The 10,687-nt window shown below is 62.7% G+C and carries 8 protein-coding genes and 1 CRISPR repeat array (1 of these 9 only partly in view); all 8 genes read left to right on the top strand.

What is annotated here, in order from left to right; translation table 11 throughout:
- Positions 1-97 precede the first annotated feature (97 nt).
- The 8 genes from TFU_RS07860 (at position 98) to cas2e (ending at position 9,791) form a co-directional block, all read left to right on the top strand.
- Positions 98-2,932: a CRISPR-associated helicase/endonuclease Cas3 gene (locus TFU_RS07860; protein ID WP_011292021.1), complete on the top strand. Its 2,835-nt coding sequence runs from the start codon at positions 98-100 to the stop codon at positions 2,930-2,932.
- 647 nt (positions 2,933-3,579) lie between these two features.
- The gene (gene casA, locus TFU_RS07855; protein ID WP_227480871.1) at positions 3,580-5,166 is read left to right on the top strand and encodes a type I-E CRISPR-associated protein Cse1/CasA; all 1,587 of its coding nucleotides are present in this window, start codon (positions 3,580-3,582) and stop codon (positions 5,164-5,166) included.
- Positions 5,163-5,897, top strand: a complete 735-nt coding sequence (gene casB, locus TFU_RS07850; protein ID WP_011292019.1) for a type I-E CRISPR-associated protein Cse2/CasB — start codon at positions 5,163-5,165, stop codon at positions 5,895-5,897. The genes casA and casB overlap by 4 nt, the downstream gene beginning before the upstream one ends.
- Complete coding sequence (gene cas7e, locus TFU_RS07845) at positions 5,894-7,015, top strand: type I-E CRISPR-associated protein Cas7/Cse4/CasC (protein ID WP_011292018.1); 1,122 nt, start codon at positions 5,894-5,896, stop codon at positions 7,013-7,015. Before casB ends, cas7e begins: the two co-directional genes overlap by 4 nt.
- On the top strand, positions 7,012-7,776 hold the full coding sequence (gene cas5e / locus TFU_RS07840; RefSeq protein WP_011292017.1) for a type I-E CRISPR-associated protein Cas5/CasD: 765 nt from the start codon (positions 7,012-7,014) through the stop codon (positions 7,774-7,776). The genes cas7e and cas5e overlap by 4 nt, the downstream gene beginning before the upstream one ends.
- Positions 7,773-8,471: a type I-E CRISPR-associated protein Cas6/Cse3/CasE gene (cas6e, locus tag TFU_RS07835; protein WP_011292016.1), complete on the top strand. Its 699-nt coding sequence runs from the start codon at positions 7,773-7,775 to the stop codon at positions 8,469-8,471. The genes cas5e and cas6e overlap by 4 nt, the downstream gene beginning before the upstream one ends.
- Positions 8,464-9,462 (top strand): type I-E CRISPR-associated endonuclease Cas1e, encoded by a 999-nt coding sequence (gene cas1e, locus TFU_RS07830; RefSeq protein WP_011292015.1) that lies wholly within the window; start codon positions 8,464-8,466, stop codon positions 9,460-9,462. The genes cas6e and cas1e overlap by 8 nt, the downstream gene beginning before the upstream one ends.
- Positions 9,462-9,791, top strand: coding sequence for a type I-E CRISPR-associated endoribonuclease Cas2e (cas2e, locus tag TFU_RS15810; RefSeq protein WP_081430411.1), 330 nt, complete (start codon positions 9,462-9,464; stop codon positions 9,789-9,791). Before cas1e ends, cas2e begins: the two co-directional genes overlap by 1 nt.
- A 39-nt stretch (positions 9,792-9,830) precedes the next feature.
- A CRISPR array of direct repeats spans positions 9,831-10,687; the repeat unit is 29 nt; unit sequence GTGAGCCCCACGCACGTGGGGATGGACCG; it runs 945 nt beyond the window's last position.

The raw sequence follows: 10,687 nt of genomic DNA, 5'->3' as shown, positions 1-10,687 counted from the left end.
CTGCGGGCACTCTAATCCAATTTTGTGGAATTGCCTCACTCAAGTTGCTTGGAACGCTATGTTCTGCGTGCTAAGGCAGCAGAACTCAGGAGGAAACGTGCCCGAACACGATTCTACAGATGACAAGCACGGTATCCCACCGCTCGACTTGAGGTTCTGGGCGAAAGAACGCGGCCTTCGCGGCAAGACCTACCCCTTGGTGTGCCATTCCCTCGACGCTGCTGCCGCGGCATTGGTGTTGTGGAACGAATATCTCTCTCCCGGGCTGCGAGACACGATCGCTTCGTCTATGGAGACTGACGAAGAGCACGCGGGACACTGCATCGCTTTCTGGGCGGGGTTGCATGACATAGGGAAACTAACCCGAGAGTTCCAACAGCAGATCGCTATCGACCTTTCCGCTTATCCCGGGGAGGAGCTCAGTGGGGAACAAAGGTCCCATGCTGCCGCGACCGGTAAATGGCTGCCGTTCGCGCTTCCTTCACTCGGCTATCCCAACGGAGGACTAGTCACCGGCCTCGTTGCCCAGATGCTTGGGGGCCATCACGGTACGTTCCACCCACACCCCTCTTTTCAAAGCCGCAATCCGCTAGCGGAGTTCGGCTTTTCCTCGCCGCACTGGGAGAAGCAGCGCCACGCCCTGCTGCACGCAGTTTTTGATGCGACGGGGCGTCCCACACCTCCTGACATGCTTGACGGGCCTACAGCATCGGTCGTGTGCGGCCTGGTCATCCTTGCTGACTGGCTGGTCAGCCAGGAGGATTTTCTCCTGGAACGTCTCACCTCCCTGCCCGCAGACGGTTCCGCGTCTGCACTGCGCGCCCACTTTGAAACGTCGCTACGGCGCATCCCCTCACTTCTCGACGCCGCGGGTCTACGGCCGATCACAGTTCCTCCGGCCACGTTCACTGAGTCGTTTCCGCACCTGAGCAAGCCCAACGGCCTTCAAGCATCGTTGGCGAAACACCTTCCTTGCCTGTGCACCGGTCCGGGATTAGTGCTGATCACCGCGCCCATGGGTGAGGGCAAGACCGAAGCCGCCTACCATGTGGCGGATCTGCTGGGGAAGGCAACGGGGCGCCCTGGACGTTTTCTTGCGCTTCCCACCATGGCCACTGCTGACCAGATGCACACCCGGCTCAAGGAGTACGCACGCTACCGGGTGGAGAACACAGACCTTCCGCGCTCCTCCACGCTGGCCCTCCTGCATTCAATGGCGTGGCTGAATCCCGACTACGCCCCCGCCGACCTGCCAGGCGTGTCGAAAGTGCTCTCTAATCTCGGGCACCGCGATCCGTTTGCCGCAACTGACTGGCTGATGGGGCGTAAACGGGGCCTACTCGCTCCCTGGGCAGTCGGCACAATCGACCAAGCACTCATGGCGGTGCTGCGTGCGAAACACAACGCGCTGCGCCTGTTCGGGCTTGCTGGGAAAGTGGTGGTTGTCGACGAGGCGCACGCGGTCGACCCTTACATGCAGGTCCTCTTGGAACAGTTGCTGCGCTGGCTGGGCACGCTTGATGTGCCGGTAGTGCTGCTGTCGGCGACCTTGCATCACAGCATCGCGAACTCACTTGTCAAGGCGTACCTGGAAGGTGCCCGAGGCAGAAGGTGGAACAGGTCTGAACCGCAGCCTGTTTCGGAGGTCTCCTACCCTGGCTGGCTGCACGTTGACGCTCGGATCGGAAAAGTGACTCGCAGCAGCGACGTCGACCCCTTGCCTATCGCTACGACTCCCCGCAAGCCCTTGGAGGTGCGGCTTGTGGACGTGCCGGTCAAGGAGGGAGCCCTAAACCGGTCCACGGTGCTCGCTAAGGAGCTGACTCCACTAGTGAAGCAGGGAGGATGCGCAGCGATCATCTGCACCACGGTTGCTGAAGCCCAGGGAGTCTACGATCTGCTTTCCCAGTGGTTTGCGACGCTCGGTGAGGACGCCCCCGACCTTTACCTGCTGCATTCGCGGTTCCCTAACCGGCAGCGCACGGAGATCACCGCGACCATCGTTGACCTGTTCGGTAAAGAAGGTGCACAGAGCGGACGGAGACCCACTCGCGGCGCTGTCCTGGTAGCCACCCAAGTGGTGGAGCAGTCCCTCGACTTGGACGTGGATTTGATGATCAGCGACCTCGCTCCAGTGTCGCTGTTGCTGCAACGGGCGGGACGCTGCTGGCGGCACGAACACCTGGGCATCATCAACCGTCCCCAATGGGCCAAACAGCCCGAGCTTGTGGTACTCACCCCGGAACAGAACGGCGACGCTGATAGGGCTCCGTGGTTTCCGCGTTCCTGGACATCGGTGTACCCGCTGGCATTGCTCCAGCGCACGTACACACTGCTGCGCCGCAGGAACGGGGCCCCGGTGCAGATTCCTGAAGACGTGCAGCAGCTTGTGGACGACGTGTATGACGACGACTCGCTCGCTGAAGATCTAGAAGCAGACATGGAGCGCATGGGGGAGGAGCTGGCACAACGCGGCTTGGCGCGCAACGCGGTCATCCCCGACCCAGACGATGCGGAAGACAACCTGAACGGGCTCACCGAGTTCAGCTTTGATGTGGACGAGCACGTGCTCGCGACCCGGTTCGGTGCCGGTTCAGTCCGGGTGTTGTGCTACTACGTGGACACGGCGGGGAACCGCTGGCTTGACCCTGAATGCACGGTCGAGTTTCCTGAACAGGGCACGGGGCGAGAGGGCCGGTTCACCATGGCAGACTGCCGCGACCTGGTGGCCCGCACGATCCCGGTGCGTATGGGTCCCTGGGCGAGTCAACTCACCGAGGACAACCATCCTCCTGAGGCATGGCGGGAGTCGTTCTACCTTCGCGACCTGGTTCTTATACCTCAACGTGTGACAGACGAGGGCGCGGTGCTCCCCACTGAAACCGGTGGACGAGAGTGGTTGCTTGATCCCTGTAAGGGGCTGATCTTTTGACCCTAGAAGTGGGTGTGGTGCCGTGGCCTGGTTGGCCGGAGGATTGACCGCGGCACCGTGCCCTACCGCCTTCCGCCCTTTCGGGCTCAGGAGTTGGGCCTCGGACGTCCAGTCGAAGGTGTCCTCCAGTGTGGGTGTCTGGGCGTGTGTGGGGGGAGACAAGGAAGGGTCCGGGGCAGCCGTCCTGCCTCGCCTGTGGACAGCTGACTTTCTGAGTTCTAGGAATCTCGGACTGCGAGTAGTAGCAGGGAAAATCGCTCCGTAGCTAGCACGTCAAGAACACCCTCGAAAAAGAACTCTCCGTAAAAAGAAAATCACATTCAGTGAGAGAATGGGATTCTCAAGATAAGGGATTAGGTCCCGATCTGGAAGAACGGAGCAAACCGTTCCTCGCAGGTCTATCTATCACAACAAATTCCCATTTTTTTGCTGTCCGTTTCTGTGGCAGTCTGGCAGTGCAGAGAGACTTCTTAGTCAAGTCAGATGATTTTTTGCTGTTGTCCATGATTTCAGAGAGATTCATGCCATTCTTGTCGCTACTAGAAGCTACGATGCTGGCCTGTCCTTAGCCGGTCTAGCCGACAGTGCTGTCGGTTGCCCTGTGTTTTCTTGTGGGAGGAGCCATTCCTTCACCGCCGTCATTTGATGTGACCATCGCTCCTTGGCTGATTGCGCGCAGCCGCGACGTCCTGGCCGCACCCGAAATGCTGGGACTGCGTGACGTTCTCATCCGCTCCCACGAACTCTCCGACGTGGAGATTCCGCTTCCGCCTGGCGCGGCAGTACTGTGGCGGATACTCGCACTGATCACCGCCCGCATCACCGGCCTCGACCAGCCGCCAAACAAGAATCCGAAGCGGAAATGGCAGGCTCGCCGCAGCCAGATCCTCAGCAAAGGACGACTCGACCCGGAAGCGGTCGACGCCTACTTCGCCGACTACTCGGAGCGCTTCGACCTGTTCCACCCTGAGCGGCCCTGGTTGCAAGATCCTCGCCTGCGTGAAGAGTGTCCGAAAACCTCGGGTGTCAACAAGCTGGCATGGGGGCGCACCGCGGGAGAGAACCAGGTGTGGCTCGGCGGCCACCACCATGACCTCGACCCGCACCCCCTCGACTCCGCTGAGGCTGTCTGGCACCTGCTGGCAACTCTCGGCTACGGGCCTTCAGGGATGTGCACGGCTCGCGTTGTCCGGGGAAGAAGCGAACGCAACGTCACCGCGGGGCCGCTGCGCGGCACCGTCTCCTACCACCCGTTGGGCCGCACCCTGTTCGAAAGCCTGATCCTCAACATTCCCTACCCCGGCACTGGTGCAGCCGACCTCGCCTTCTGGGAACAGCCAGAGCTCAACGACCCGCTCGGTCTTCCCGAAGAATCCGCGGGACTCGCCGGGATTCTGAGGCTCGACCACTTCCGCCATGCTGTCCTGCTGCACCCCTCGCCAGATGGTTCACACGTCGTGGATGCATGGGTGACCTGGGCGTGGCGGGAACGCAACATTTCGCCAGAACTCGACCCTTACCTCATCTACCAGACAAGCAAGGAAGGCCGTGTCTATCCGCGGCCAGCCGAAGCGGAACGGGCCATATGGCGGGACCTCGACGCCTTGCTGCACTACGGCGAAGACGGCAACTACCGGCCGACAATTTTGGACAACTGCACGCCTTTGGCGCAGGTTCCCCAAGAAGTCCTGGACTCCCTGCGGCTGCGCGCCTTCGGGTTCGACCAGGACGGTCAGGCCCGTGACAAACAGTGGTTCACCGCCACCACCCCGGCCGTGCTGCGCTGGCTAGCAGACCGGGAAACCGACGACAACGAGAACGCCCGAATCGTGCGTCGTATCACCCTGGCTCGCAAAGCCGCGGAAGCACTCGGCCGCCGCCTAGAAAAAGCGTGCAAAGAAGCGTGGAAGGAAAGCAACAGCCCTAGCTCCACTAGCTCCGGCACCAACGCTAAGACCGAGACCGGTGTCGGACCCTGGGTGCAGCACGGCATGAGCCGCTACTGGGCGAAAGCCGAGCCGGTCTTCTGGAACATCGTCTACGACCGGCCCGCTCAAGGCTACACCCCCGGCATGGCAGGCCCCGGAAACGCCTTCAACCTGGTCGCGTTAGCTGCCTACGACGAGGTGACCGGTCCCTACTGTGAACGGCCCCGCGTGGCCAAAGTCGTGGAGCGGCACCGCAGCACCCTGTTCAGCAACTGGACACCGAAACAGGACAAGGAAGCCGCGTGAACAGCGACTACATACTCCAGCACGCTGATGCCCTCGTGAAACGGGTGAGCAAGCTCATTGTCAACGAACCAGCGGCACGGGCCGCACTGCGGCGCGGTGTGGGACTGGCCCCCGAGGATCCGCGCATGCTGGCCGCTCACCGCGTGGTCGCCCCTTACGTTCCCGTCCCCACCGACTACGACGTCGACCGTCGCCGGGCCGCGTCCCTATGGGACGTCCACGCTGTGGAGCGCGCCTTCTACGCAGTCGCAGCAATCATGGCCGCACAGCCCAGAAGCGCCCGCGACCAGGAAGCGGAAGCTACCGAAGAACAAACCGGAGAACCACAGGACAGCGAGGCACTCACTGAGCCAACCCCTGCCGAAGAAAGCAGCGCCACCAAGGATGGAAAGCCGGACCGGCGGCCCAACCTGGGAGTATCCCTCGCTCAAGCCGTCTTCGACAAAGGGCTCAACGCTGACAGCACCGAGCAGCGCCTGCACCTGATCGCCCGCCAGAACCTCGACGGCGTCCACCGCCACCTGCCGCGCCTGGTCCTATACCTGCGCAGCGACCAAGTCCACATCGACTGGGGGATCCTCATCCGAGACCTGGCCCGCTGGGGCCACACCCCCCGCCACGTCGCCCGCGAATGGGTCCAGGACTACCACCGCACCCTCGAAACCCTGACCCGTCAAGCAGAGCAGAAAAACAAGAACAACACCACCGATGAGGAGGCCGAAGCAGCATGACTTTCGTTGACATTCACGCCATCCAGACCCTGCCCTACTCCAACATCAACCGCGACGACTTGGGCTCCCCCAAGACGGTCGTCTACGGCGGCAAGGAACGCACTCGCGTGTCCAGCCAGAGCTGGAAGCGCGCCGTCCGCCACGAAGTGGAAGCCCGGCTCGGCGACAAGGCGGTCCGCACCCGCCGTATCATCAGCGAGATCGCCAAGCGGCTTCGGGAACGCGGCTGGGACGCTGACCTCGCTGACGCCGGAGCACGCCAAGTCGTGCTGTCTGTCGGTAAGAAGAGCGGCATCAAACTGGAAAAGGAGAAAGACAGCGAGGCCCCTGCCACTTCTGTCCTGTTCTACCTCCCGGTCCCCGCAATCGACGAACTCGCCGCCATCGCCGATGAGCACCGGGACGCCGTCGCCAAAGAAGCAGCCAAGAAGACCCCCAAGGGAATCCTCCCCGCTGACCGCATCACCGAAGTACTGAAGAGCCGCAACGTCTCAGTCAACTTGTTCGGTCGGATGCTCGCTGAACTGCCCTCCACCGAGGTCGACGGCGCAGTGCAGTTCGCGCACGCGTTCACCGTGCACGGCACCACCGTAGAAGTCGACTTCTTCACCGCTGTCGACGACATCCCCAAAGAAAACGACCACGGTAGTGGCCACATGAACGCGGGCCAGTTCAGTGCCGGAACGTTCTACCGCTACGCCAACGTCAACCTCGACCGACTGGTGGAAAACACCGGTGACGCCCAAACCGCCCGCACCGCCGTGGCCGAGTTCCTCCGCGCTTTCCTGAGCACGGTCCCCTCCGGGAAACAGAACGCTACCGCTGCCATGACCCTGCCCGACCTGGTACACATCGCGGTACGCTTCGACCGACCCATCTCTTTCGCTCCCGCGTTCGAAACCGCGCTATACGGCAGCGACGGCTACACCCTCCGCGCCTGCCAGGAACTCAACAACTACGCCGAACGGCTCCGCGAAGTCTGGCCCGACGACGCGATCCGCGGCTACGCGACCGTGGAAAACAAGACCGACCTCGCCGCGTTGGGGGAGCGGTACGACTCCTACCCGGCGCTCATCGACGCCATGGTCGCGGCAGCCTTCGAGGGGGAGCGGGAGTGAGTGGCTTCCTGCTGCGGCTAGCTGGCCCCATGCAAAGCTGGGGCGAACACAGCATGTTCGGGGAACGCGACACCCTGCCTTACCCGAGCCGCTCCGGTCTGATCGGAATGTTCGCTGCCGCCCAGGGGGTGCGCCGCGGCGACCCTCTGGACCGCTACAAGGAACTGAAGTTCACCGTTCGCGTCGACCGGCCAGGGGTGCGGCTCGTCGACTTCCACACGATCGGCGGCGGCCTTCCCAAAGAGCGCACCGTGCCCACCGCTGCAGGTGAACGGCGCGACCCTAAGAAAGCCACCATCGTCACCAGCCGTTCCTACCTGGCCGACGCCGTGTTCACCGTCGCTGTCACCGGACCGGAAGCAGACACTATCGCCGACGCGTTAGCCGCCCCCTACTGGCAGCCCTACCTGGGGCGGCGCGCGTTCGTTCCTGACCCGCTACTGGTCCTGCGCCGCAGGGTCGCTGACCCGGTGCGAGAACTAGTGGAAGCGGTGCCGCTCCCCCATCGCAGGGTGGAAGAAGACGCTGCAACTGTGCTTGTGGACTTGATCTATGAAGAGGGCGAATACCCAGATACGCGCACTCTGACGGTGCTCAACGACGTTCCGCTCTCGTTCGACAGCAAGAGCCGCCGCTACTCCACCCGACAGATCCGAGTAGTTCCCACCGAGGTTCCCGCGACACTCGTGGCCGGTCCCGGCAGGGACTACCAGAACAAGCTTTTCACATACGTCAAGCAGTGCGCCGAGGAGGCAGCATGACGTGGCTAACCAAGATCGTTCCTGACCTGCGCTACCGCCAGACCCGAGCAGACTTCCGTACCGCTGGAAATCTACATCGTAAACTCATCCGGCTTTCTTCTGACCTCGGTGAGGAGCGGATCGCTAACCCCCGTCAGCAATCCGGCTTACTGTTCCGCATCGAAGAAACCAGAAACGAGCTCTACCTGCTGGTACAGAGTCACTCCCCCCTGCGGGTTGACCGGCTTGGCCCCGGATACCACGGGGTCCAGATGCGTAACCTCGACCCTTTCCTGGCTCGGCTAGACAAAGGCAGCCGTGTCCGCTACCGGATTGTGGCCAGTCCCACCAAACGACTCGGCCGGTCCGAGAACAACACCCAACGCCTTGGCCTGAAAGAGCCGCCGAAAAAACCAAGAGAGTACACCTGGGCTCTGCGCGGGGCCGCAGCCGAGGAGTGGTGGCATTCCCGTGCGGCAGCCAACGGACTGGAACTCCTCAGCACCTACGCGCAGACACTCGATGACGTCCGCGACCCTGGGACCGCTGACCGTAGCCGCAAAATCCGCCACCCAGCCGTGCGCTTCGACGGTGAAGCCGTCATCTCTGACGTCGACGCCGTGCGTCATGCGGTACTTAACGGCATCGGCCGCGGCAAATCCTACGGCTGCGGGCTGCTCAGCCTCGCCCTAATCGAGGAAGGAGAACATGGATAACCCCCGTAAGGCGCTAGCCCGTCCGACACTGGCGATGCTGCCCCGGGTATCGGACGGCCTCTCCTTCCTCTACGTGGATGTCTGCCGAATAGTGCAGACCGACACCGGCGTATGCGCGGAGGTCGAAACCGAAACCGGAAGAATACATCGAGTCCCAATCCCCACCGCTTCACTCGCATGCGTCCTACTGGGACCGGGAACCTCAATCACCAGTCCTGCCATGGCGACTTTCATGCGCCACAACACAACGGTCGTAACCTGCGGGGCGGGAGGCATCCTCAACTACGGAAGCTTTCCCGCCCCTAACCGCACCACGAAATGGATCGACCGGCAGGCACGCGCCTACTCCGACGACAGACGCCGACGAGACGTCGCCGTGCGGATGTACGAGATGCGCTTCGGAGAAGAACCTCCTCCCGGTGCGTCCATCGAAAGGCTGCGCCAGCTTGAAGGGGCACGGATGAAAGCCCTCTACCGAAGCCTGGCGGCTAAGAACAGGGTGAAACCATTCAAACGGAACTACAACCCGCATGACTGGGATGACCAAGACCCTGTCAACAAGGCGCTTTCGGCAAGCAACGCTGCCCTTTACGGGGTGGTGCACTCGGTACTGGCGCACCTGGGCTGCCACCCCGCGCTCGGGTTCATCCACTCCGGAAAACAAGACGCGTTCGTCTACGACATCGCCGATCTCTATAAAGCACGGACCACTATCCCGCTCGCGTTCTCCTTGAGCAGGACAGCCAACCCGGAGCAAGAAGCGCGCCTGCGGCTTCGTCGAGACCTAAAGCTGTACCGGCTGATTCCGCAAATTGTGCGGGATGTGCAGACCCTCCTCTCCTTAGACGACCCTGAGGAGGCCGTTTCGGAAGAGGAGCCGCCGAGCTCGGGAGGGCCGTGGCAAGTCGTTGACTTGTGGGACCCGGTGGTCGGGGCTGTCTCCGGCGGTGTGAACTATGCCAATCACATCGCGGACAGCGAGGAGCCCTGATGGCCAAGCTCGTCATGATTGCAACTACAGCGGTTCCTAATCATGTTCGGGGTGCGTTGTCACGATGGATGATCGAGCCGGTCGCCGGAGTGTATGTAGGAACGATGAGTGCCCGAGTCCGCGACGAGCTGTGGTCCGCGGTGAGTGCTTCAGTGGGGGACGGGGCTGCCCTATGCGTTCACCCCGACGATAACGAGCAGGGTTTCACCGTTCGCACAGCGGGGGAGCGTCGTCGTGCGATTGTGGACTTCGACGGGCTTCAACTTGTTCAACTATCGGCGTCGGAAGGTGCGGAACAAGAGATGCCGCCGATCCCGGAAGGGTGGTAACGAGAAGATAACGCCTTGCAAAGTTGCAGGTAAGTAACTGTGAGCCCCACGCACGTGGGGATGGACCGAGCCAGTGGCAGTAGATCGGGGGGATGACCTAGTGAGCCCCACGCACGTGGGGATGGACCGTACCCTCGCCGGGCTGGACTCCCGACGAGGGCGTGAGCCCCACGCACGTGGGGATGGACCGCCCCGGTGAACCTCACCGATGACGTCGAGTCGGTGAGCCCCACGCACGTGGGGATGGACCGCCGCCTTGAACGCGTCAACATAACCCCTGAACGTGAGCCCCACGCACGTGGGGATGGACCGGCAGGCGACGCTGAAGACGTCGTCGCCTACTAGTGAGCCCCACGCACGTGGGGATGGACCAACGTCATCGAGCGGTGGGTTGGGCATGTCGTAGTGAGCCCCACGCACGTGGGGATGGACCGGGCGGCTCGCACGGGGCCGCTTGGTGCCCGGCATGAGCCCCACGCACGTGGGGATGGACCGCGTTCCGCGTTCCGCTCGTCCCGCGTTCCGCGGTGAGCCCCACGCACGTGGGGATGGACCGGCGCCAATCCCAGGGCCGCTACGGCGTTTCACCGTGAGCCCCACGCACGTGGGGATGGACCGATTTGCCGTGACCAGGTTTGCCGTGCAGCCACGTGAGCCCCACGCACGTGGGGATGGACCGGGTTTTTCAGCGGCATCGCCATGCTAGCGGGAGTGAGCCCCACGCACGTGGGGATGGACCGGGCTGCCGCTTCTTCGGGAGTGGCGCCGCACTGTGCGCCCCACGCACGTGGGGATGGACCGCCACCGGCGGACTTCAGCGCCCCTCGTCGACGGTGAGCCCCACGCACGTGGGGATGGACCGAAATCGTTCAGCGCGGCGGTCAGCGTTTCGATGT

Source organism: Thermobifida fusca YX (assembly GCF_000012405.1).
Lineage (GTDB): Bacteria > Actinomycetota > Actinomycetes > Streptosporangiales > Streptosporangiaceae > Thermobifida > Thermobifida fusca.
This window is presented reverse-complemented; position numbering and strand designations above follow the sequence as displayed.

Coding starts and splice junctions, on each gene's coding strand:
- cas7e (WP_011292018.1), top strand. CDS start 5,894: ATGACTTTCGTTGACATTCACGCCATCCAGACCCTGCCCTACTCCAAC.
- cas1e (WP_011292015.1), top strand. CDS start 8,464: ATGGATAACCCCCGTAAGGCGCTAGCCCGTCCGACACTGGCGATGCTG.
- cas6e (WP_011292016.1), top strand. CDS start 7,773: ATGACGTGGCTAACCAAGATCGTTCCTGACCTGCGCTACCGCCAGACC.
- cas2e (WP_081430411.1), top strand. CDS start 9,462: ATGGCCAAGCTCGTCATGATTGCAACTACAGCGGTTCCTAATCATGTT.